Raw genomic sequence first — 22,378 nt, 5'->3', positions numbered from 1 at the left:
ACATTAACCTTCTGTGGTAGATTGTAACATCTCTTGCTGATAAGTCACGATCAAGGTATCTATTACTTCCTGCAAATCCCCATCTAAAATCGCATCTAGACGGTGGAGTGTTAAGCCGATCCGATGATCGGTTACACGGCTTTGCGGGAAATTGTAGGTACGGATACGTTCACTACGATCTCCAGACCCTACCGCACTTTTACGTGCACTTGCTTGTTTCGCTAGCTCTTCTTGTTGCTTCATATCATATAAACGAGCGCGAAGAACACGCATCGCTTTATCTTTATTACTAATTTGCGATTTCTCATCCTGACAAGACACGGCGATCCCTGTTGGAATATGAGTAATCCGAACCGCCGACTTCGTTGTGTTTACACTTTGTCCACCCGGTCCACTCGAACAGAAGGTATCAATCCGCAAATCCTTTTCATGAACCTCGATCTCTACTTCCTCAGCTTCTGGCAATACTGCCACTGTAGCTGTGGAGGTATGAATTCGGCCGCCTGACTCAGTAGAAGGAACACGCTGGACACGGTGCGCACCACTCTCAAATTTCAAGCGGGAGTAGGCACCATTTCCTTGAATGGAGAAGACTACCTCTTTCGTACCACCCAAACCGGTTGCACTCAGTTCCAATATTTCTACTTTCCAGCCTTGACGTTCTGCAAACCGAGTATACATACGATAAAGATCAGAAGCAAATAACGCAGCTTCATCTCCTCCAGCCGCACCACGAACCTCAACGATTACGTTCTTATCATCATTCGGATCTTTCGGCAATAGGAGAACTTTAATTTGTTCTTCTAACTCTTTTTTACGAGGTGCTAGCTCGTCCAGTTCCATCTTGACTAGTTCACGCATCTCGTCATCTAATTTATCTTCTAGCATCGCTTTTGCGTCTTGGTATTGTTCAAGTACTTGTTTATATTCTAAATAAGCTTGATTTTGCTCTTCAATCGAGGATTGCTCTTTTGAATAGGTACGCAATTTATTAGAGTCACTAATTACTTCTGGTGTACAGAGTAATTGACTTAGCTCTTCATAGCGGCGATGAATCGCTTCCAGACGATCCAGCAATGGGGCTCACTCCTTATTCGGTAGACAAACTTAACAATATATCGGAATTAATAGCATAAGATTTATTCTAACACAACTGATGAGAAATGAGAAAGATTCCTCATCGAATATGGTACCATCTAGATATATTCTTTAAAAAAAGGAGCATATTCATGAACGACTATACAGAGATCATTTTCTTAATCGCATCATTTTCACTTCTGATTTTACTTGCATATCTCGTAAACAAAGTGGATTACACGATACAAGTGAAGGGAACCAGCAGTTGGAATGGCGTCTCTCACGTCATACAAGCTCTCTATGGATGTATGTATCTTCTCGTGATCCTCATAGCATTACTTGCTACTACTAAAAACATATATACCATTGCGGTAATACTTTTCTCTGCCTTAGGACTTTCTTTCCTCATTCCTGCTGTAAGAAAAGGATTGGCCAGACTGATTCCCATTAATCCAAATTCGCATGTACATACTTTTGCTTTGCTAACTAGCATCTTTATTCCTACTACACTCTTTCAATCCTTAATCATGCCCACAAGTCTGGCAGATGTACAACAAGAAACGATTACATTAGTCTCTTCCCTTTCCAGCCTTTGGGCCCAAAACATCTTATGTGCTGTCTTTGCAATCATGGGTGTAGGTTATCTGACCAGAAGAAATTGGAAACAAACCAGAGAACGCCTCGGACTCTACCGCCTTACCTTCAAGCAACTTTTAGGTGCGATTGCCGTAGCAATTGTGTTTGTCGTTCTACAGTCAGGACTCACCATTGTTTTTACTCAGCTTGGTCTATCTGATGAACAAGAAGTACTAAAGGTAAACGAAGCGCTTATGGCTCCACTATTCAACAGCGTGATCGGCATTATCTCCATCGGTCTCGCAGCCGCTTTAGGGGAAGAATTAGTGTTCCGTGGAGCCTTGCAACCTCGTTTCGGGATCATCCTAACCAGTATCCTTTTTGCCCTGACTCATTCTAACTACGGCCTGAGCATTGGCACGATTGTGGTTCTGGTTCTGGGTTTTGGTATGGGGTATTTCCGCAAACGTTGTTCTACTACCTACACTATGGTCATTCATGCCTCCTATAACATCATGGTGGGAGCCTTAGGTTATTTTTTCCCGTAGATGATCCAATCGACATAAAGCAAGTACGGCTCGGCCCATCATCTATCCAAAAATATTCACAGACTGTGCTCGTCCTTTTTGTCATAGGAGCATGTTCTATCGGCATATGATGGAGTGAAATAAGAATTCTCCTCCAAGCGCTACTTATCACCAGATAAGGGAGCTTGGAGGGCTTCTGTGGAAAGTCGAACCCCTTTCGCTTCCACAATTTCATCTGTATGGTAGAAGAATATGCTCGTCTTCCCTAGTGAGTCCTTCGTTTCTTCTCTCCGTTCGACCTTCTGTACTTGATGACTTCCCTTATTTAAAAACAATCGGTATGAGATCGTCTCTTGGTGATTAGCCGTTTCCAACTTATCACGACTTCGTTTGCCTAAATAGTTTTGAAATACTTCCGTATCTTGATCGCTTACTTTCACTTCGATGATCCAATAGTCCCCTTGCTGAGTAAGCTGAAACTTGTTTTTATGGTCTTTTGCAAGCCCTTGTAGTACATAAGTAGGGTTTGCCAATTCGCATAACATCTGAAAGTTTGCCGAGACAGCATCCGATCCAACGGTCTCCTTGCTCCACTTCCCACCTGCCCTCACAAACAGATAAGGTGCTTTTTCTTTCACAAACACCATCTCATATTGCTGTGTGGGAACATCATTTATATACCGAATACTTACATCTTCCTTTACACAAGCCACCTCTAGATGTTCTTTCTTATCTGCATTTTCGATATGTAACTTTGCCTGCCATCCCGCATAGTTCTGAACTGCTTGCTGTGCTTTTCCTACTAACTCACGAGCTTGTTTCGTTGCGCGATCAGTCGATACATGATCAGACTGCCCGAATAACTCCCAGCCTGTACATCCAGTCATCAGCAAACTACACAGAATCAAGCTTACCCATCTCATTTATACCGCCCCCATTCATCTACTATTATGAAAACATAGTTTGGTATAAATTTCCAGAAAAAAGAAAAAGCCCAACGTGGGCTCTATGTATATGATAGATCAATCTATACTCTTTCTCTTTCCTTAGGCACTTCGTGACAATGCCTGCAACGAGCCTCGTACTGCTCATCGGCGCCAACTAAAATAATTGGCTCATCTTTACCAGCAGGTTTCCCATCAATCAGACGTTGAGTCCTCGCTGCTGGCTGACCACATTGTACACAGATAGCTTGTAGCTTCGTCGCGTATTCAGCAATAGCAAGTAGATGAGGAGTAGGTCCGAAAGCTTGTCCGCGGAAATCTTGATCCAGCCCTGCACAGATAACTCGCACGCCACGATCTGCTAACGTTTGGCATACTTCTACGATCTCTTCCGAGAAGAATTGCACTTCATCAATCGCTACAACATTTGTTGTACTTTTAACCGCTGATACAATTTCGTATGGATCTCGAATGGCTTTCGCTTCAGCCATAAGACCATTGTGTGACGCGATCGACTCTGCATGATAGCGATCGTCGATTGCTGGTTTAAAAGCCTGAACTTCCTGCTTGGCAATCCTCGCTCTTCGGATGCGTCGGATTAACTCTTCACTTTTCCCTGAAAACATCCCACCACAGATAACCTCAATCCAACCTTCTTTATGCATCAATTGCAAAGACCGTACCTCCCATACTATGAATGTATCGCTTAAAGAATATGAAAAGGCAAGCGGGTGATAGCTCGCTTGCCCATGGGAAACCCCAACAAATTTATCATATTAACCAATGTTATATTTCTTTTTGAAACGATCGACACGTCCACCTGCGTTTACCATTTTTTGTTTACCTGTATAGAATGGATGACAAGCGGAACAAATATCCACTTTCAATTCTGCTTTGGTCGACCCAGTTTCAAAAGTGTTACCGCAAGCACAACTTACAGTAGCGGCTTTGTATTCTGGATGAATAGCTGCTTTCATCGAGTTCACCTCTTCCTTAATCCGATCCTAAACGTTTTCGAAGTTGAAAACTACTGAAGTATTATAGCATGAACGCTTGAGGACTGCAAGATGAGGGATCGATCTGGCTACGTCCATTTCTCTTCTCCAAAGTGAAGATGGCTTATGGCTTATTTAGGTAATACTTGCAATGGATTTAATACAGAACCGTTTTTGTGTACTTCAAAATGAAGGTGATAGCCGGATGCATTACCTGTTATTCCCATAAAACCTATTTGTGCCCCTTGGGAAACCGTACTTCCTTTTCCGACCAATATTCGACTCAAATGGGCATAGTACGTGACCCAACCATCGCCATGGTCGATCACAATCAAGTTTCCATAAGCGCCTGAATATCCTGCTTTTACGACCGTTCCACTCGCCGCAGCAAAAATGGGTTCCTTTGACTTCTGCTCACTCCAGATGTCCACTCCTTTATGCTGACGTCCATTTCGCCAACCAAAGTTACTCGTCACTCTACCGTTAACAGGCCAGATAAACCGCTCATTACCTGCTCGCGGGGGAGCTACCTGCTTCACAGATTTTTTGTTTGCAGGAGTCGTTTTGCTTACTTTCATCTTTTGCTTTTGTGGAGTTGATTGTTTGGGAGTATCTTGTTCTTCCTCAGGCAAAGTAATCAACTCATCCTTGGGAACGAAAAGTAAGCTGTCGACAGATAAAGCGGATGATTCTCCAAGCGACGGGTTTAGGTGAAGAAGTACATCTTTAGTCGTTCGATACGTACTGGCGACGGAATCGATTGTATCTCCAGAACGAACAGCGACCAACTTCACCCTGAGCGGAATGGTGAGATTACGCCCAACTGACAATAAGCGTGGATTCTGCACTTCATTTTGATTCGCGATCTCTGGATGTGGCACTTGGAATAGTGAACCGATCTCGCTTAGTGTGTCACCTCTTTGCACTCTGTACAAGATCGGTTTACTTTTGAGTTCTGCAAGGCTACCTGCGTAATACGTCAGCTTAGGAAGGACATTGGCTGTATTCCGCATGGTAATCTGCAACGGCTCACCATCGCCATCCGTCTTTCCCAAGTTCTCACCGAGTATTGAATGAGAATCGGTGCCTATCGCCCAAGCAGTAGATGCAGAACAAATGGCCAATGAAGAAGCCAAAAGCGCTTTTTTGCGGGACATTTCATCAACACCTCAGATCAAGGATTGGTTAGGGTAAGTACCCGAAACATTCTTATGTGCTTTGAGAGTGTTGTATGTCAAAAAAAGAAATACGCACATTAGGAAACAGTAGTAGGACGCCCGGAAGCTCTCGGTTTCTCTTGATCTAAAGATGCTAAAAACTCTTCGTTGGATTTCGTTTTTCTTAATTTACGGATGAAAGCTTCTGTATAATCATTGTGCTCCGAAAGAGTATTACGCATGGACCAGATTTTCTCCAGCTCCTGCTTACCCATCAATAGCTCTTCACGACGCGTTCCGGAACGGCGAATATCAATCGCTGGGAAAATTCGGCGTTCCGCTAATTTCCGATCCAAATGTAACTCTAAGTTGCCCGTACCTTTAAATTCTTCATAGATCACGTCATCCATACGAGAACCCGTATCAACTAGTGCCGTCGCCAAGATCGTTAAGCTTCCACCTTCTTCAATATTTCGAGCCGCTCCGAAGAAGCGTTTTGGACGGTGAAAAGCAGCAGGGTCAATTCCACCCGATAATGTTCTCCCGCTCGGAGGGATTACTAGATTATAAGCACGTGCGAGCCTTGTAATACTATCTAATAAAATCACAACATCTTTTTTCGATTCTACTAAACGTTGTGCCCTTTCTAAAACAAGCTCTGCCACTTTTATATGATTCTCTGGCAACTCATCAAAGGTAGAACTTACTACTTCGCCTCTGACGGAACGCTGCATATCGGTTACTTCCTCCGGACGCTCGTCAATTAACAGAACAAATAACTCAATCTCTGGGTAATTTTCCGAGATGCTATTTGCTATCTCTTTCAACAACATCGTTTTCCCAGCTTTTGGTTGAGCGACAATTAATCCACGCTGTCCAAGACCTACAGGTGCGATCAAATCCATCGTACGAGTCGAAATTCTTTCTGGTGTTGTTTCCAATAGAAGTCGATTTTGAGGATATAACGGAGTAAGTGCAGGGAAATGAAGGCGTTCAGCAGCTACTTCGGGGTCTTGCCCATTTACAGCTTCCACATGTAGTAAGCCAAAAAAACGTTCATTTTCTTTAGGAGCACGTACTTTTCCGGAGACTAAGTCCCCAGGGCGGAGATCAAAGCGACGAATCTGGGAAGCAGATATATAGATATCTTCGGAGGAAGGCAAGAAGTTAATTGGGCGTAAGAAGCCGTATCCTTCTGGCAGAACATCCAACACTCCGCCCATAAACATCAATCCATCTTTTTCTGCTTTTGCTTTTAGAATCGAAAAAATCAATTCTCTCTTTTTGAGTTGGCTATAGTATGGAATCTGGTATTCTTTTGCCAATTTATACAAGTCTGTGAGTTTCTGATTCTCTAAATCACTTAATGTATAATCCATAAGCATGTATCACCACTTTTTTTCAGGCTCGAACGTTTGGCCTGTTCCAGTGTGGGAACAGGTCCATCTATTCTAACACGTAATTTGGTTTCTTTTCTAATCTGTGCGTCCCTTCCATAAAACGAATGGTACCTGTTTTCGCCCGCATGACAAGAGAATGTGTTTGAACCTTATCCCCTTTGTAGCGAACTCCACGTAATAACTCGCCATCTGTCACGCCTGTTGCGGCAAAAATAGCATCTTCCGTACGAACGAGATCAGTCATGCGCAGCACTTTCTTCGGATCTTCAATCCCCATTCGCAGACAACGCTCGAACTGCTCGTCATCCTCTGGTAAAAGTCTACCTATCATTTCTCCACCCAGGCACTTTAACCCTACCGCGGCTAGCACACCCTCTGGCGCACCTCCCGAACCGAATAATATATCAACCCCTGTATCATAGAAGCCCGTGTTTAGAGCGGCGGCTACATCTCCGTCAGGTATTAATTTGATTCTTGCACCCGCTTGGCGAATCTCTTCGATTATCTTAGCATGACGAGGACGATCCAGTAATACAGCTACTAGGTCTTCCATATCTTTGCCATTAGCCCTGGCGACCGCCTTTAAATTATCAATGACGGGAGCATCTATATCAACTTGTCCAACCGCTTTTGGGCCCACTGCTATCTTATCCATATACATATCAGGAGCATGCAACAAACCACCTTTGGGAGCCAACGCAACCACTGCGAGCGCATTCCACAAGCCATTGGCAACGATATTCGTTCCCTCTAATGGATCAACAGCTACATCCACTTCAGGTAGATAGCCAAGCCCGAGACGCTCTCCAATATAAAGCATAGGCGCTTCATCCATTTCCCCTTCTCCTATTACAACGGTTCCACGCATAGGAATGGTATCAAATACCTGTCTCATAGCGGAAGTAGCGGCTGCATCTGCCTCGTCCTTCTTACCCGATCCGATCCAACGGCCGGACGCAATGGCCGCGGCTTCTGTGACACGTACAAGCTCCATTGTTAAACTTCGTTCCATTCTATCCATCTCCTTTATTCGTTCATGACTATTTATGTAATTAGCATAGCATATCTTTTAATTAGTGTATTATATTTGGCGTAAATGTAACACATGGTGTAAAAAGATGGAAGTACAGACTAGAGTAATGAAGCTAGCAGTGCTACAAAAAAGAAGGACCCCTACTTAGCAAGGGGCCCCTCTCATAGATAACTCATACTTGCTTATTTCGACTTCGCATTTTTCCAGTCTGCTTCAAACTTAGCAATCCCTTGAGTGGTAAGTGGGTGATTCACCATTTGAGTAAGGATTTTGTATGGAAGGGTCGCGATGTCAGCCCCGGCTAGTGCAGCTTGGGTCACATGGATCGGATGGCGAACACTCGCGGCAATAATTTGTGTATCAAGGCCGTGGATGTCAAAGATATCACGAATTTGTTGGATGAGCTCCACACCGTCATAGCTAATATCATCCAAGCGCCCTAAAAACGGGCTAACAAAAGTCGCCCCTGCTCGTGCTGCCATCAAAGCTTGGTTAGCAGAGAAAATCAAAGTAACATTTGTCTGAATGCCTTTATTAGCAAAGTGACGAACTGCCTTTAACCCTTCTAAGGTCATCGGGAGTTTTACATTTAAGTTAGGAGCAATTTTAGCAAGGCGCTCTCCCTCTTCGATCATGCCTTCATGGTTAGGAGACATCACTTCTCCACTCACTGGACCCTTTACAAAACTAGTAATTTCAGCAAGTACCTCTTCGAACACACGACCAGAACTAGCAATTAAACTTGGATTGGTTGTCACACCTGATAGTAATCCTAATGAATGAACTTCACGAATTTCTTCTACAACTGCTGTATCTAAAAAGAACTTCATATACTTCCCACTCCTTTATGTAAGAAAGAAAAGGTAGATAGATAAGGCACCCTTTCGCACCTATCTATCTACTCTTACCTTGTTCAACTACTGCCATTGTACCCGATTGCCCTTAAACTATGCATAACCTCGGACACTAGGCAAGACTTATGCTTTTCCTTCACTACCAAAGAGACGAATTTTATCTTTCACTGTCTCTTTAATGGCGTCACGCGCTGGACCTAAGTATTTGCGTGGGTCAATCATTTCGTGATTACTTGTAAGAAGCTCGCGTACCAACTTCGTACTAGTTACTTGGTTTTCTGTATTGACGTTGATTTTACCTACACCACGCTGGATCGATTGACGGATCGCTTCATCCGGTACACCCGAGCCACCATGGAGAACGATGGGTGCATCAATTGCATTTGCTACCTCTTCGATAATATCAAAACGAATCTTAGGTTCACCTTTATAAATCCCGTGTGCAGTTCCTACGGCAATAGCCATCGCATCCACACGTGTCTCTTGCCAGAAACGGATCGCATCTTTCGCATTCGCTAGAGTTGCATCTTCATCCGCTACGTCTAGATCATCTTCTACACCTCCGATGGTTCCGAGCTCACCCTCTACTGATACTCCGACAGCATGAGCCGCTTCCACAACCTTTTGGGTCAAACGGATATTTTCGTCTAGCGGATAGTGGGAACCATCAAACATAACAGAAGAAAACCCTTCACGAATACATTGCATGACCACTTCAAAGCTACTTCCATGGTCCAAATGAAGCGCAATCGGCAAACCAGATTCTTCTGCCGCGATCTTCGATAATGCTACTACATTCTTTAAGCCCATATAGCGAATCGCACCTTCGCTAGCACCAAAAATCAGGGGAGAATTCAACTCTTTCCCTGCCGCTACAATGGCTTGAACATATTCTAGGTTGTTGATATTAAACTGACCTACCGCAAACCCTTCTTTTTTGGCTCGTGGTAAAAATGCATTCATAGACACTAATGCCATATGTACAACCCCCTCAATTAACTTCAACAAATTTATCTTAGCAGAAGAGCCCATCTTCTGCGAGAGGGATCATGAAATTTGCAAGATCTTCCTCGCCTCGTCAGGAGTCGCAATTTCCCGACCTATTTCCCGGGAAATCCGCACCACTCTCTCCACCAATTGTCGATTTGTCGCCAATTCACCTTTTCTATAATATATATTATCTTCTAAACCAACGCGAACATGCCCACCTAATAAAATAGCCATGGTAGACATTGGCAACTGGGCACGACCCACTCCAGCAACGGTCCACGTCGCTCCTTCTGGAATCTGTTTACTCACAAATAGCAACTGTTCAGGTGTTGCTGGCATTGCCCCGGGAACTCCCATCACAAAGTCATAATGTAGGTGCCCGCGAACATAGCCGTCTCGAACTAACTTGTAAGCGTTTTCAATCATTCCTGTATCAAAAATTTCAAACTCTGGACGAATCCCATTTTCCTTCATCTCTAACGCAAAACGGCGGATCTGTGTTGCTGAGTTCATAAACACTTCTTCGCCAAAGTTAACTGTTCCGGTTGTTAGAGTAGCCATCTCTGGCTTCAGACTTACTGGCTGGATCCGTTCATCATCTGTCATGCCTACCGCTCCCCCTGTAGACACTTGAATGATAATCGGACATCTCTCTCTAATCTTTGCGATGATCTCTCTGTATACTTCCCTATCTTGTGTCGAATTACCCTCTAAATCCCTTGCGTGAATATGAACGATGGAGGCGCCTGCTTCATACACTTCTCGTGCTTGCTCCGCTATTTCATCTGGGGTAATCGGTAGATGAGGCGTATCCTCCTTCCGAACCTCTGCACCTACTAAAGCAACTGTAATAATCAACTTTTGCATAAATATACTCTCCTACGATATTTGAATTGTTTTATCTTTTTCTCAATGCAAAAAAAGGCCCTTGTTTTACCTAGGAGGTACCACACAGGTGCCAGATGCTTTGGTAACCAGTTTTGGCTCTTCTAATACAAAAGCTTTATAGGGATACTCCGGATCGCGACTTGCTTCAATCACTTTATATGCTTCAAAGCTCATTTTCCTAGATGTATTTCCTACTTTCGTAATCATTCCTACTGCCTCTATGTAGTCGCCAGCATAAACTGGGCCCGTAAAAACCACTTCATCATAAGCCACAAACAAGCCTTCATCGCCATCATTTCGGATCAGCAGCTCCGTAGCTACATCTCCAAACAGAGCTAACATTCTTGCACCGTCCACTAAATCTCCACCATAATGAGCATCCGCTTGGCTCATACGTAATCGAATTTTCACTTCCACGTCGATTCCTCCTGACTTTCATTCATGATGCGAGTTGACGAATCACTTCGTTACATAGATCTTGAATATCAAATGGTTTTGTAAAATGAGCCAACGCTCCTAGATGGGTAGCCTTTTCGACCATATCCAGCTCTCCATAGGCGGTCATCATAATGACCTTTAGTGTTTCATCCATCTTTTTTAGTCGGCGTAAAATCTCTAACCCATCCATACCCGGCATTTTCATATCCAATAATATTAAATCCGGACGCTCGCTTTGCACAATTTCAAGTGCCTGCATTCCATTGGCTGCTTGAAGTACCTGTAATGGATATTTGGAAAAGACTTCTTTGACTAAGATTCGGATTCCGTATTGGTCATCCACAACGAGTACTTTTTTGCATTCCATTAACTGCCCTCCATTTTTCCTAGTAGTCCATTACCTACGTGTACTTAATTTCGTTTTAACAGGATCTTTTCCTTCTTTTTAGCGACTTTCTTTTTTCTCATCATTTTAAGGAGAAGTGTTACTATAGAGAGAAATGCTTAAGGAGGAAGGAAATATGCGGGTACTCGTAGTTGGAGCAGGAGCAGTAGGTGGCTATTTCGGGGGAAGATTATTTGAAAAAGGGGCAGATGTTACGTTTCTCGTTCGTCGAAAGCGGCAAGAACAGTTGAACAATGAAGGCTTGATCATAAAAAGCGTTCACGGTGATGCTAAATTAGCCGTACCGACGATTACATACGGACAATCAGCAGAGCCCTTTGATCTCATTATTTTATCGGTAAAGGCATACCACTTAACGGATGTATTATCTTCTTTAGATCCTTATGTATCATCCAACACGACTATCCTTCCTCTATTAAATGGTTTTGCTCATTTCCCTCTTCTACAGGAGCGTTATGGAAAAGAAAAGATATTAGGCGGACTCTGTGTGATCGAATCTACGGTAAATGCAGAGGGGTATATTGAACAATACAGCCCTTTTCATGATCTGGTATACGGAGAATGGTCCGGGCAAGCAAGCGGGCGAATGGATCAGATGGCGCAGTTGTTTGCAGGTGTGACATGTAACATAACTCAAAGCTCTCAGATCGGGCTAGATGTGTGGAAGAAATATGTGTTTATCTCCACCATGAGCGGCATGACATCGCTTACTCGCAGTAGCATCGGTACAATCTGGGATACTCCCACTGGGGAACGGACTTATCGGCGACTTGCACAGGAAGTAATCCAGATCGCTCAATCTCAAGAACCACAACTTCATTTTGACGAGGTTTATCAACAAGTTATGAAGAGGTCTCTCCATTTGCACGAGAGTATGAAATCGTCGATGTCCCGCGATATTGAAAAGGGACAACCGATTGAGACAGATCACTTTCACGGATATTTGTTGCATGTGAAACCAGAGCAAATGCAAGCACCTACGCTTGAGACAATCTATACTGCATTATCTGCATATCAAGCAACACGTGAGGAATAAGGACTTTAGCTATGTCAAGTGCTGGATCTATAATGACAATATAAAAAGCTCTGTCTCTCAATCCTAATGATAGACAGAGCTGTCTTTTCTGTTCAATATAACTAATCTAGTAAATCCCTATCACTGACTATCCCTCTTATATTCGATGATTTCTGTTTACTCATCAAGATGAAAGCCGCAACCATGGCGATCGCAACTCCAAACGCTCCGATCCAAGTAACAGAAGACAGAGATACCTTCTCTACGAAAATGCCTCCAATCCCTGCACCTACAGCCATTGCTAATTGCATCATAGACTGATTAATACCAAGCAATACACCCGATACTTCTGGTTCTAGAGTAGCTAGATTATACTGTTGAGTTGGACCTGTAGTCCATGCAGCGAACGACCATAACATAAGAATAATGAGTACTCCCATATACGAGCCGGTTACAACGGATAGCAAAACTAACATGATAATATGCAGCGTCATACTACTGATCAATGTAGCAGACACTCCCCAGCGATCAGTGCTAAATCCTCCGAATTTTGATCCTACCAAACTTGCGATACCAAACATAAGTAGAATGCCACTCATCATACTCTCGCTAATCCCAGAAATGGTAATGAGGTATGGCGATAGATACGTAAAGACAATCGAATATCCACCTAGCCAGAAAAAGGTAATCGATAAGCCCATTGCGATTTTGGGATTTTTAAAAAGAGCAAGTTGTTTCCATAAAGGCACCGGCTTATCCCCTTGGATTTGCGGAAGAATCAAATATAAAACCAACATAACAAGTAATCCCAATAAGGCAATCCCACCAAATATAGACTTCCAGCCAAATGCTTCTGCCACTACTCTTCCAATGGGAACACCGATAATGAGAGAAGCGGTGAACCCCATTACTACAGTAGCAATCGCGCCACCTCTTTTTCCTTCCGGTGCGATTTTAGCTGCGATGGTTAGTGCATTTACCACCACTACACCTTCTCCCATTGCCATAATGATCCTAGCTGAAATAAACCATGCATATCCAGGTAGTACAAATGCCACCATATTCCCTATCACAAACAAACTGAGGGCATACATCATTAATTTTCTTCTATCCATACTGGCTGTTACTGCCATCAAAATAGGCGTAAAAATCGCATACACAAGGGAAAAGATTGTAATCAACTGGCCCGCAGAACCGATTGTGACTCCTAATGTATGGGAAATCTTGTCCAAAGTGCCTGAAATCACGTACTCCGAGGTACCTACTAAAAAACTAGCTAAAGCTAACATATAAACTTTCCAAATGTTGGACATTATCATCCACTCCCTTATTTATTATCTTCATAAAAAAACAAATCGCGATATGTAGATTTGTTTCGTTGTAAAAATAAACATCTACATATCGCGATGTCTATTTTTACAACGACTATAAAACGGGACCTTGGTATCATCATACAGTTTCATGATTATATTTCGACTTTCAACAAATCGGCAATTTTTTCAAAGGTGCCCTCATCTCTTTTATAGTACGTATATTTTCCTATACGGGATGCCTTGATCAAGCCCGCTCTTAATAGAATCGTGAGATATTGGGAAGCAGTCGATTGTGTCATTTTCAATTTATCTGTTATCTGACTAACACATACCCCTGTTATATTCATATCCACTCCTTCATGGGGTGTAAAATGACGATCAGGCTCCTTCAACCAGTGTAAGATTTGTAACCTTGATTCATTTGCTAGTGCTTTAAAAATCTCGATTGGCTCCATGATTTAATCATATCACGATTTATCGATATGTCAATGTGTGGGGTTCCAGTTTTTTATTATGATTTTAAATATAAGTAAGTTGACCTATCCCTTGTAACATTTTATATTTATATAGTATGGAAAAGTGAATATGTTTCATGGATCCTTCGGGGCAGGGTGAAATTCCCGACCGACGGTGATGGTAGTCTGCACTACCTCAGCCCGTGACCCGCTTATAGCGGTTGACTCGGTGAAACTCCGGGGCCGACAGTATAGTCTGGATGGGAGAAGGATGATAACTCGTACGACTGTTGAAAAAACAGAGTATCTACGGGCTTTTTTGAGTATAACTTTTACCGAAAATCCTGTAGTTCGTCTTTGGCGTACAAACAACCCCGAAGCAAGGAGATCTTACTCCTTTTTGCTTCGGTTTTTTATTGCCATGATTCGTGCGGTTGTCATCAGAATTCACAAATCATTAGAGGAGTGTTGTTCTGATGCAACAGAAAAGTAAAGTAACCAAGATGGTTTTACTCGCACTATTAGGTGTGATCTCATTTTTAATTGAAAACATTAGTTTTCCTCTTCCTACCCTACCACTCTTTCTCAAGGTAGATTTCAGTGAGCTTCCTGCTCTGGTAGGTGCTATCCTCTTCGGTCCTTTAGCAGGCATCGTTATCGAATTTATCAAGAATGCTTTCCACCTAATGTTTACAGGAGGGGAGATTATTGGAGTCACAGCTAACTTCCTAGCCGGAAGCATCTTTGTCTCTGTCATCTCTGTCATCTATCGTAAATTTCAGGGCTGGAAGGGCTTTGTATATGGCTTTATCACTGCTACCCTAATGATGACACTCTTTATGGGGATCGCTAACTTCTTTGTCTTCCTGCCACTTTATGCGGCCATTACCGATCCTACGGCGAAAACTACCTTTATCCTCAATATCATTACGCCTTTTAATATCATAAAAGGGATTTTGGTATCCATTGTCTTTGTGCCATTTTATTTAAAAATCGTTCCTTATTTAAGAAGTCGTAGCTCGATTTTGTAGTTCTAACGAGAACGATTTGGGGGATTTAATTGATATATAGATCAGCATATCTAGAGAATGAATCTATTCACAAAACAGAATAAATTCATTCTCTTTTTATTTTCATCCTCTATAGTGATCGTTTATCAGCAAGCTTTACCAGTTAACGGATCATTATATATTTACATTATTTTAACTTAACAGATAGTAAATAATATTTACACATTAATACATAAACTATATGATAATTTAGTAATCTAATTCCATCATAGAAGGGAACTATCTATGAAAAAGTTATCAATTCTGTTTGCATCTGTTGCTATGATTGTAAGTGTCGTATTTCCTAGTTCGTCTGCTGTCCAAGCTGCTCCAGATCATTTGTTAATCACGGAGGTATATGTAGACACCAATCTTCCGAGTGAGCCAGAAGAGTACATCGCGGTAACGAATCCAACTCGTGCTTCGGTAAATATCGCGGGTTGGCGGCTCACTAGTGGGAAAAATAGTATGTCGTTTCCGAGTGGTACCTCTGTTTCGCCAAATCAAACGTTGTATGTCACAAAAAATGCAAGTAAGTTTCTGCAAGAATTCGTAACGATCACACCCGACTTTGAATACGGGGCAGATAGTAGCCCAGACACTCCACAGATGAGTTCAAGCATCGGATCTCTCGCCAATAACGGCGGAGAAGTCCTCCTGAAAAATGGGAATACTGTTGTGGATGCAGTTGTTTATGGTAACTCGTCCTATAAAGGAACTGGCTGGTCGGGAGAGGCGATTCCCACGAAACCATCTGGAGTCATGACTGTTCGGGATCGGACAGAGTCTAGCGGTATCTGGGAAGATACCAATACGCGTGCTGATTTCAATCAACTCCGTGTCTATCAGGCAGGACAATCACGGTTTGATTTAGCCAGCTTTACGTTTAAGGGAACTGTAACCCCTTATACCTCTCCTGATAGCAGTTTTAGCACGTTAGAAAAATATCTGAATAGCGCTAAAAAAACGATTGACTTAAATGTCTACGAGTTTCAAAACACCTATTTGTTAGAACCGATAAAAAAAGCCCTAGCACGCGGTGTGAAAGTACGCCTCTTCTTAGAAGGACAACCTGTAGGCGGCCTCCTGGATCAATCGAAATACGTAGCTCAACAAATCACAAATGCAGGCGGGCAGGTACGATTTATTATTAGCGATACGGCAAATGAACGATATAAACGATACCGATTTAATCATGCCAAGTATGCCATCGTGGATGGGGCTCGTGTATTGATGCAAAGCGAGAACTGGAAAAGCACAGGTGTCCCCACTACCAACTCGTATGGGAACCGGGGCTGGGGAATCATCATTCAAAACCCAGGCTTTGCTTCTTATGTAAAAAAAGTTTTTGAATCAGATTGGAATCCATCCTTCCGCGATAGTTTTCCTTATACGCCTGGTACCAAATACGGAGAACCTTCAGCAGGCTTCGTGCCTGACAAGAGTAATCCAACTGGCAATTATCCAGCCCCTTTCCCTGCCAAAAATATAACCGGTGCCTTTACCGTAACCCCTATATTTGCCCCAGACTCAACGATGCTACAGGAAAAAGCGGTTCTTGGGATGATGCGAAATGCGAAATCAGAACTATTTGTGGAACAACTCTATATTCATAAGCACTGGGGCGATACCAAAACAGGCTCCCCTGAATCAACCCCGAATATCTATCTGGAAGAAATGATCAATGCGGCGAGGCGCGGTGTAAAGGTACGCGTGGTACTAGATGCTTCCTTCCTCGATGCTTCAGATCCTCGGGATAATCAATATACGATCCGATACATCAACGAAATTGCATCACGCGAAAAGCTCGACATGGAAGCCAAACTCTTTAATCAATCAGCCATACAGGTAGATAAGATTCATAACAAAGGCATCATCGCCGATCAAAAAGTGCTTGTATCTAGCATTAACTGGTCACGAAACAGTCCGGAAAACAATCGAGAGGCAGGTGTCATCGTCGAAAACGCAGAAGTAGCGAACTTCTATAAAGACGTCTTTTGGTGGGATTTTACAGACGGAGCCAAGAAACCTCACCTCGGCAAATGAAAAGCAAGCTTCATATCTCTAAAATCTACTGTTCGAATATTGTTGAATGTATATATAATGATACTCTATTCATAACACCTCTCTCTCGAGAAGGGTGTTTTTTATTATTAATCATAGAAAAGGAGTTTTTTCATGAACACACTAAGTAGTTCGGCTGCATTAAGGAAAGGGATAGTAGCATTTATTACCTACTTCATTTATTATACGATGTTTATTTTTCCTGAAGTCCCCCTAGGTGCGGGCGGATTTGCTTTTATTCTCACTGTTCCTATTATAACGATCGGGTATATGAAGCTTTCTTATCTCATTGACTATATAATCGTAAAAAAACAATACCATTACCCATCGATATCCTTATTTCTTGATCACAGTTTTATATGATTCAAGACTGTTTATATCCATCGTTTGTACATTATCATTAAAAATATTGTATCTTTCTAGGAGATGCTTGCCGGAGTCTTCGTCTTTGGATGCCGATTTCAGGGTATTATCATAGACATACACCACTACACCGATATCATGAAAATTCATTTTCTTTATCTCCTGTAAGAGATTCGAAATCGATGCAGTAGTCCGCTCATCTTGCTTGTAAATATCAAGAGATAATCGCAAACATATGTCCTTATCCCCTCTTTTTAAAACATCAAGAGCAGAAGGAATATCTAAGGTATATTTCCTTTTCACACCCTCCTTATACCCATAGAAGAATCCGTCCCTTATCCATCTCAAATCGAATGTCTTAGAGGCTAATTCCTTAATAGATGGCTCTATTTCATTTGTGAATAGGCGATTAACATATGAGTCTTTAAAACCATCGCCGTCTGGGGAATCAACACCTACACCTACATAAATAGAAGTGTTCTTACCATCTTTAACTGTCCCATTAATACTATAATCCCCCAAAACCCGACCTTTGGATATTTTATCAATCACAAATTCTTTACCATAAGTCCTCTGGATATATTGGATCGCAGATTCTTTTATTTGCTGCTCTTCATTCGATGTCATCTTAGACTTATCTCCAGACATCGTACTACACCCTGTCAGCAACATCACGATCATCAATAGAAAGGTTACCCATCTGATTCCCACACTTGTCACATCCTTAGACAATTATTATCTCGGAACTATATTCCCATTATTTTTTTCATACATAGAAGTTACTGCAGTTTCAATCTCAACCCTTTCTATCTCAGGCATCATGGTCTTTAGCTTGTTTTCAACACTCGGAAACTCCGTCCTTTTAGGCATTTCAGGCTTAGTTTTCTCATAAGAATACCCTGTAAACTTACCAATTCCATGATCTGACAAACTTGGTACCATTCCAGAAAGAGATGGTTTCGGTGGGGATACAATATTATTTCTAATAATCAGTGTTTCACCCGGCTTCGTCCCAAGATTCCCCACAGTATCATCCTCATATACGTAATTCCGAGAGACTCCCTTATACATCCCTTTAGCATGATTAAGTACTGCTTTCCTTTCATCACTATCACTAGATTTCGGATTAGGAATGGTATCCCCAGGTAGAGGATGGAAACCATATCTTCTCCCTCCGGGAGTTGCTTCAATATAATCTCCAGGAGCGTTAAAAGTAACAGTTGGAATAAAGTATTTCATTGCTACCTTATTAGCTAAGTTCCCACCTAATGAATGACCAGTAGCAGATATTTTATATCCAGCAAACTGTGGGTCATTCATAACTTGCTCTGCAAACTTAATAGCCGGACCTGTCTGAGGATTAATATAACTATATACTAAGACTAGATCTGTAAAGAGATCTTTACCCTCCTGTGTTCCTCGATAGGCTATGATTACTTCTTTAGTTTTTTCATTGTAAAACATTACCCCCTGCATGCTGTTTGGAGTATCCATCTTCGGACCTAATTGCCAATCTGCTCCCAATCTATCTTGCACGTCTGTAGTTGTAAGACCATCTTCATACGCAAGCTGAGACATAATTGCCATCTGTTGGTCAGTTGTTTTTCTATCTGCTAGTTCTCCATAAGGTCTCTCAGGATTTACTTGTCCTGTATTCCTAGGTCTATTACTAACGGAGCGAGTATTTTTATTCCACCATACTACCGTTGCAGTAGCTGCTGATAAGACCAATGCAAAGATTGCTATACGCATACTATTAATTGCCTTACCTAACTTATCAAGAATGCCTGATATGAACTCAGTAATTTTTTTCCATTTTTCAGCACACCAGTCTGTAAAGGAATTCCATCTTTTTGAAGCCCAATCACCTACCTTGTCCAAAAATCCTTTTTCCTTGACTGAGTCATTAGCCATCTCTTTATCAAATCTACTATCTATAGGAGTTTGATCGATAAAGCCAGCTGCTACGGCCACTCCATTCCCTGTGAAACATAACATCATTCCCATGACACATAAAATCAAAAAATAATTCTTCCTTTTCACTGATGTAAACTCCTTTGTTTCATTATGCGTTATTACAATGAATCGTTTAATCGTTAAAAAAGGCAGTGTAGATATACTACATCCGCCTTTTTCAATGTTAATAAAGTACTATCATTCTATAAATTATTATACTACTTACACATAATACGCCATAATAGGACTATTTTCAATATTTTATCCGTTAGGAAACCATCATATTTGACATATGGTCTAGAACCCCGTATCCCAAAATAGACACTAGAAAAAAGCCACTTCTAGAACTCTACTTAGAAGTGGCTTTTTTTGTATTATACCTCTACTCCACTCGACTTTTTCACATGCAATGTCGCAGCTACGAAGTCGCGGAATAGGGGTTGGGGGCGGTTGGGACGGGAGGTGAACTCTGGGTGGAACTGAGCGGATAGGAACCATGGGTGGTCCTTATACTCTACAATCTCTACAAGACGACCGTCTGGAGAGGTTCCGGAGAATACATATCCGGCTTGCTCCATCTGTTCACGGAATTCGTTGTTAAACTCGTAACGATGGCGATGACGCTCATAGACGAGATCTTCTCCATATGCTTTATGAGCCAGTGTGCCTGTGCTTACTTTACAAGGGTATAGGCCTAGACGTAATGTACCGCCAAGATCTTCTACTTCTTTTTGTTCTGGCAGTAAGTCGATCACTGGATATGGAGTATTCGGATCAAACTCAGAGCTATCCGCAGATGGAAGGCCTGCCACATACCGCGCACCTTCTACACACATCATCTGCATACCTAAGCAGATTCCGAGGAATGGAATTTTTTGCTCACGGGCAAAGCGAGTGGCGATAATTTTCCCTTCGATTCCACGATCACCAAAGCCACCTGGAACGAGGATTCCATCTACCTCTTCTAAGAACTCTGTCACGTTTTCATCTGTTACATCTTCCGAGTTCACCCATTTGATCTCAATCTCAGCATCATTTTCAAAGCCCGCATGGCGCAATGATTCAGCGACACTCATATACGCATCTTGTAAGGAAACATATTTTCCTACGATCGCGATTTTGGTTCGGCGTTTCAAGTTTTTCACTTTTTGTACCAAGGCAGTCCAGTCTTTCATGTCTGCTTCTGGTACATCAAGACCAAAATGCTTGACAACGATCTCATCCAATCCCTCTTCTTGCATCATGAGAGGGATTTCATATAATGTTTCCGCATCACGAGCTTCAATGACTGCTTCACGATCGATATCGCAAAAGAGAGCGATTTTACGCTTCATAGATTCGGTTAATGGATATTCGGTACGCGTTACGATGATGTTTGGTTGAATCCCAATACTGCGCAGTTCTTTTACACTATGCTGGGTTGGCTTCGTTTTCAGTTCTCCACTCGCACGTAGCATCGGAACCAGCGTACAGTGAATGTACATCACATGCTCACGACCTACATCGCTTTTAATCTGACGAATAGCTTCTAAGAAAGGAAGACTCTCGATATCGCCAACGGTTCCCCCGATCTCCGTAATCACGACATCCGGCTGGGTTTCACGAGCCGCACGAAATACACGATCTTTGATTTCATTGGTGATGTGCGGAATGACTTGTACGGTTCCTCCTAGATAATCACCACGACGTTCTTTCTTAATAACAGACTGATAAATTTTACCTGTTGTCACATTGCTGTTTTGGCTTAAGTTGATGTCAATAAAACGCTCATAGTGCCCCAAATCTAGGTCTGTCTCCGCACCATCATCTGTTACAAATACTTCACCATGTTGATAAGGAGACATCGTACCTGGATCGATATTTAAGTATGGATCAAACTTTTGAATCGTTACCTTTAGGCCACGGTTTTTTAGCAACCGCCCTAAGGCAGAAGCGGTAATCCCTTTTCCTAACGAAGAAACGACTCCACCTGTTACAAACACAAATTTCGTTTTCATCTCCATTTTCCTCCTATATAAGAAAGCATTCCCTTTTTAAAAAACATTCTTCCAGAAAAACAGAAAAAGCGCCCCTAAATAAATAGAGGCGCTCGATTGATTTCGTCAATAATTGTGTACCCATTTTTAATGAGCCCAAAAAATATTCTAACTAAGTTTACTACAGCTGTCAATAAACTCATTAGTGAAGAATATCATTTTATTTTTTTAACAGAAAAACCGACATTCCCCCATGAAAACAGGCTTGTCGGTTTTCTCATTCCCTTTGGTACCAAGGAAAAATTCTTAGAGCTCGTCTTCATCCTCGAGATCTAATTCATCATCGTCCTCGTCCTCTTCTCCATCAATGTCTTCCTCGGTAAAGCCATCCGCTGTATCGTCGTCTGGCTCATCTGCATCTTCAGCACCAACGGTGTACAATGGATCTTCTTCAATTGGCTCTGGAGCGAAGTCATCACTTTCATCTTCGTATAGGTCATCACCAAAGTCATCATCGTCCAAAATGTTACTTGCGATCGCAGAATCAGTCGCTTGATCGGTTGGATACCATTCACGTAGGCCCCATAAGCTACGACCTACGCATACAAAGCGCCCATCTACGTTTAAATCGGTGTAGAATTGAGCAATGTATTGGGTTACCTCTTCTTCGGTATAACCTTTCACCTTCGAGGCGTATTCGATCAATTCACGATAGAGCATCGGTTGACCATTATTCTGTTCTAAAGCTATGTATGATAAATCGACCATAGCTATTTCTCTAATTTGCTCAAGAGTGAGGTTGTCGCTCAATCTGGACACATCCTTCCAATGTAGGTACACGATACAACTACACGTCTACCTTCTCGTCATTATTTTATCCAAAAAACGGTTGAAGTCAACGT

The 22,378-nt window shown here is 42.2% G+C and carries 23 protein-coding genes and 1 riboswitch; of the genes, 5 read left to right on the top strand and 18 right to left on the bottom strand.

Annotated features, from left to right (window positions below; genetic code table 11):
• Nucleotides 1–3 precede the first annotated feature (3 nt).
• Complete coding sequence (gene prfA / locus BT147_RS11245; protein ID WP_072335206.1) at nt 4–1,077, bottom strand: peptide chain release factor 1; 1,074 nt, start codon at nt 1,075–1,077, stop codon at nt 4–6.
• Nucleotides 1,078–1,229: 152 nt separating this feature from the next.
• On the opposite strand from prfA, the gene BT147_RS11240 reads away from it, so the two are divergent.
• The gene (locus BT147_RS11240; RefSeq protein WP_072335203.1) at nt 1,230–2,201 is read left to right on the top strand and encodes a CPBP family intramembrane glutamic endopeptidase; all 972 of its coding nucleotides are present in this window, start codon (nt 1,230–1,232) and stop codon (nt 2,199–2,201) included.
• 140 nt (nt 2,202–2,341) lie between these two features.
• On the opposite strand, the gene BT147_RS11235 is transcribed toward BT147_RS11240, so the two are convergent.
• The 11 genes from BT147_RS11235 to BT147_RS11185 all read right to left on the bottom strand — a co-directional run bounded on the left by BT147_RS11235 (nt 2,342) and on the right by BT147_RS11185 (nt 11,246).
• On the bottom strand, nt 2,342–3,103 hold the full coding sequence (locus BT147_RS11235) for a hypothetical protein (protein ID WP_072335200.1): 762 nt from the start codon (nt 3,101–3,103) through the stop codon (nt 2,342–2,344).
• 104 nt (nt 3,104–3,207) lie between these two features.
• The gene (locus BT147_RS11230) at nt 3,208–3,789 is read right to left on the bottom strand and encodes a thymidine kinase (RefSeq protein WP_502688570.1); all 582 of its coding nucleotides are present in this window, start codon (nt 3,787–3,789) and stop codon (nt 3,208–3,210) included.
• 111 nt (nt 3,790–3,900) lie between these two features.
• The gene (gene rpmE / locus BT147_RS11225) at nt 3,901–4,101 is read right to left on the bottom strand and encodes a 50S ribosomal protein L31 (RefSeq protein ID WP_072335194.1); all 201 of its coding nucleotides are present in this window, start codon (nt 4,099–4,101) and stop codon (nt 3,901–3,903) included.
• Nucleotides 4,102–4,250: 149 nt separating this feature from the next.
• A complete protein-coding gene (locus BT147_RS11220; protein ID WP_072335191.1) occupies nt 4,251–5,276 on the bottom strand; it encodes a LysM peptidoglycan-binding domain-containing M23 family metallopeptidase in 1,026 nt (341 codons plus the stop codon).
• A gap of 98 nt (nt 5,277–5,374) precedes the next feature.
• A complete protein-coding gene (rho, locus tag BT147_RS11215) occupies nt 5,375–6,655 on the bottom strand; it encodes a transcription termination factor Rho (RefSeq protein WP_072335271.1) in 1,281 nt (426 codons plus the stop codon).
• Between the two features lie 67 nt (nt 6,656–6,722).
• On the bottom strand, nt 6,723–7,688 hold the full coding sequence (glpX, locus tag BT147_RS11210) for a class II fructose-bisphosphatase (RefSeq protein WP_072335188.1): 966 nt from the start codon (nt 7,686–7,688) through the stop codon (nt 6,723–6,725).
• Between the two features lie 203 nt (nt 7,689–7,891).
• Nucleotides 7,892–8,539 carry a fructose-6-phosphate aldolase gene (gene fsa, locus BT147_RS11205; protein ID WP_072335185.1) on the bottom strand — a complete coding sequence of 216 codons (648 nt, stop codon included), beginning with the start codon at nt 8,537–8,539 and terminating at the stop codon, nt 7,892–7,894.
• A gap of 147 nt (nt 8,540–8,686) precedes the next feature.
• Nucleotides 8,687–9,541, bottom strand: a complete 855-nt coding sequence (gene fba / locus BT147_RS11200) for a class II fructose-1,6-bisphosphate aldolase (protein ID WP_072335182.1) — start codon at nt 9,539–9,541, stop codon at nt 8,687–8,689.
• 69 nt (nt 9,542–9,610) lie between these two features.
• Nucleotides 9,611–10,420 carry a 3-keto-5-aminohexanoate cleavage enzyme gene (kce, locus tag BT147_RS11195; protein ID WP_072335179.1) on the bottom strand — a complete coding sequence of 270 codons (810 nt, stop codon included), beginning with the start codon at nt 10,418–10,420 and terminating at the stop codon, nt 9,611–9,613.
• Nucleotides 10,421–10,486: 66 nt separating this feature from the next.
• Complete coding sequence (kal, locus tag BT147_RS11190; protein ID WP_286119364.1) at nt 10,487–10,858, bottom strand: 3-aminobutyryl-CoA ammonia lyase; 372 nt, start codon at nt 10,856–10,858, stop codon at nt 10,487–10,489.
• A gap of 22 nt (nt 10,859–10,880) precedes the next feature.
• Nucleotides 10,881–11,246, bottom strand: coding sequence for a response regulator (locus tag BT147_RS11185; RefSeq protein WP_072335176.1), 366 nt, complete (start codon nt 11,244–11,246; stop codon nt 10,881–10,883).
• Between the two features lie 154 nt (nt 11,247–11,400).
• Here BT147_RS11185 and BT147_RS11180 point away from each other — a divergent pair, with 154 nt between their 5' ends.
• Nucleotides 11,401–12,321: a ketopantoate reductase family protein gene (locus BT147_RS11180; RefSeq protein WP_072335173.1), complete on the top strand. Its 921-nt coding sequence runs from the start codon at nt 11,401–11,403 to the stop codon at nt 12,319–12,321.
• Between the two features lie 101 nt (nt 12,322–12,422).
• Here the strand turns inward: BT147_RS11180 and BT147_RS11175 are convergent, their stop codons facing one another.
• Nucleotides 12,423–13,613 (bottom strand): MFS transporter, encoded by a 1,191-nt coding sequence (locus BT147_RS11175; protein WP_072335170.1) that lies wholly within the window; start codon nt 13,611–13,613, stop codon nt 12,423–12,425.
• Nucleotides 13,614–13,765: 152 nt separating this feature from the next.
• Nucleotides 13,766–14,068, bottom strand: a complete 303-nt coding sequence (locus tag BT147_RS11170) for an ArsR/SmtB family transcription factor (RefSeq protein WP_072335167.1) — start codon at nt 14,066–14,068, stop codon at nt 13,766–13,768.
• A gap of 138 nt (nt 14,069–14,206) precedes the next feature.
• Nucleotides 14,207–14,344, top strand: a riboswitch (FMN riboswitch).
• Here BT147_RS11170 and BT147_RS15275 point away from each other — a divergent pair.
• From BT147_RS15275 to BT147_RS11160, 3 genes are all read left to right on the top strand, one after another.
• Nucleotides 14,340–14,561 carry a hypothetical protein gene (locus BT147_RS15275; RefSeq protein ID WP_143187989.1) on the top strand — a complete coding sequence of 74 codons (222 nt, stop codon included), beginning with the start codon at nt 14,340–14,342 and terminating at the stop codon, nt 14,559–14,561. (Overlaps the previous riboswitch by 5 nt.)
• Complete coding sequence (locus BT147_RS11165; protein ID WP_072335164.1) at nt 14,545–15,099, top strand: ECF transporter S component; 555 nt, start codon at nt 14,545–14,547, stop codon at nt 15,097–15,099. Before BT147_RS15275 ends, BT147_RS11165 begins: the two co-directional genes overlap by 17 nt.
• A gap of 264 nt (nt 15,100–15,363) precedes the next feature.
• Complete coding sequence (locus BT147_RS11160; RefSeq protein WP_072335162.1) at nt 15,364–17,163, top strand: phospholipase D-like domain-containing protein; 1,800 nt, start codon at nt 15,364–15,366, stop codon at nt 17,161–17,163.
• A 354-nt stretch (nt 17,164–17,517) separates the two neighbouring features.
• Here the strand turns inward: BT147_RS11160 and BT147_RS11150 are convergent, their stop codons facing one another.
• The 4 genes from BT147_RS11150 to rpoE all read right to left on the bottom strand — a co-directional run bounded on the left by BT147_RS11150 (nt 17,518) and on the right by rpoE (nt 22,286).
• Nucleotides 17,518–18,255: a hypothetical protein gene (locus BT147_RS11150; RefSeq protein ID WP_072335156.1), complete on the bottom strand. Its 738-nt coding sequence runs from the start codon at nt 18,253–18,255 to the stop codon at nt 17,518–17,520.
• A gap of 24 nt (nt 18,256–18,279) precedes the next feature.
• Nucleotides 18,280–19,587: a Tle-like phospholipase domain-containing protein gene (locus tag BT147_RS11145; RefSeq protein WP_072335153.1), complete on the bottom strand. Its 1,308-nt coding sequence runs from the start codon at nt 19,585–19,587 to the stop codon at nt 18,280–18,282.
• Nucleotides 19,588–19,874: 287 nt separating this feature from the next.
• On the bottom strand, nt 19,875–21,497 hold the full coding sequence (gene pyrG, locus BT147_RS11140) for a CTP synthase (protein ID WP_072335150.1): 1,623 nt from the start codon (nt 21,495–21,497) through the stop codon (nt 19,875–19,877).
• Between the two features lie 285 nt (nt 21,498–21,782).
• Nucleotides 21,783–22,286, bottom strand: a complete 504-nt coding sequence (gene rpoE / locus BT147_RS11135) for a DNA-directed RNA polymerase subunit delta (RefSeq protein WP_072335146.1) — start codon at nt 22,284–22,286, stop codon at nt 21,783–21,785.
• Nucleotides 22,287–22,378 lie beyond the last annotated feature (92 nt).

The organism is Thermoactinomyces sp. DSM 45891, assembly GCF_900119485.1.
Lineage (GTDB): Bacteria > Bacillota > Bacilli > Thermoactinomycetales > Thermoactinomycetaceae > Baia.
The sequence above is the reverse complement of the archived record's forward strand: the minus strand, read 5'-3'. Positions and strand labels throughout refer to the sequence as shown.

What these genes read in the sequence shown, in the direction of transcription:
- glpX (WP_072335188.1), bottom strand. Translation starts at nt 7,688, where the DNA reads ATGGAACGAAGTTTAACAATGGAGCTTGTACGTGTCACAGAAGCCGCG.
- BT147_RS11235 (WP_072335200.1), bottom strand. Translation starts at nt 3,103, where the DNA reads ATGAGATGGGTAAGCTTGATTCTGTGTAGTTTGCTGATGACTGGATGT.
- BT147_RS11165 (WP_072335164.1), top strand. Translation starts at nt 14,545, where the DNA reads ATGCAACAGAAAAGTAAAGTAACCAAGATGGTTTTACTCGCACTATTA.
- BT147_RS11185 (WP_072335176.1), bottom strand. Translation starts at nt 11,246, where the DNA reads ATGGAATGCAAAAAAGTACTCGTTGTGGATGACCAATACGGAATCCGA.
- BT147_RS11230 (WP_502688570.1), bottom strand. Translation starts at nt 3,789, where the DNA reads ATGCATAAAGAAGGTTGGATTGAGGTTATCTGTGGTGGGATGTTTTCA.
- BT147_RS11175 (WP_072335170.1), bottom strand. Translation starts at nt 13,613, where the DNA reads ATGTCCAACATTTGGAAAGTTTATATGTTAGCTTTAGCTAGTTTTTTA.
- fsa (WP_072335185.1), bottom strand. Translation starts at nt 8,539, where the DNA reads ATGAAGTTCTTTTTAGATACAGCAGTTGTAGAAGAAATTCGTGAAGTT.
- BT147_RS11180 (WP_072335173.1), top strand. Translation starts at nt 11,401, where the DNA reads ATGCGGGTACTCGTAGTTGGAGCAGGAGCAGTAGGTGGCTATTTCGGG.
- BT147_RS11160 (WP_072335162.1), top strand. Translation starts at nt 15,364, where the DNA reads ATGAAAAAGTTATCAATTCTGTTTGCATCTGTTGCTATGATTGTAAGT.
- BT147_RS15275 (WP_143187989.1), top strand. Translation starts at nt 14,340, where the DNA reads ATGATAACTCGTACGACTGTTGAAAAAACAGAGTATCTACGGGCTTTT.
- BT147_RS11220 (WP_072335191.1), bottom strand. Translation starts at nt 5,276, where the DNA reads ATGTCCCGCAAAAAAGCGCTTTTGGCTTCTTCATTGGCCATTTGTTCT.
- rho (WP_072335271.1), bottom strand. Translation starts at nt 6,655, where the DNA reads ATGGATTATACATTAAGTGATTTAGAGAATCAGAAACTCACAGACTTG.
- kce (WP_072335179.1), bottom strand. Translation starts at nt 10,420, where the DNA reads ATGCAAAAGTTGATTATTACAGTTGCTTTAGTAGGTGCAGAGGTTCGG.
- rpmE (WP_072335194.1), bottom strand. Translation starts at nt 4,101, where the DNA reads ATGAAAGCAGCTATTCATCCAGAATACAAAGCCGCTACTGTAAGTTGT.
- pyrG (WP_072335150.1), bottom strand. Translation starts at nt 21,497, where the DNA reads ATGAAAACGAAATTTGTGTTTGTAACAGGTGGAGTCGTTTCTTCGTTA.
- BT147_RS11240 (WP_072335203.1), top strand. Translation starts at nt 1,230, where the DNA reads ATGAACGACTATACAGAGATCATTTTCTTAATCGCATCATTTTCACTT.
- fba (WP_072335182.1), bottom strand. Translation starts at nt 9,541, where the DNA reads ATGGCATTAGTGTCTATGAATGCATTTTTACCACGAGCCAAAAAAGAA.
- BT147_RS11170 (WP_072335167.1), bottom strand. Translation starts at nt 14,068, where the DNA reads ATGGAGCCAATCGAGATTTTTAAAGCACTAGCAAATGAATCAAGGTTA.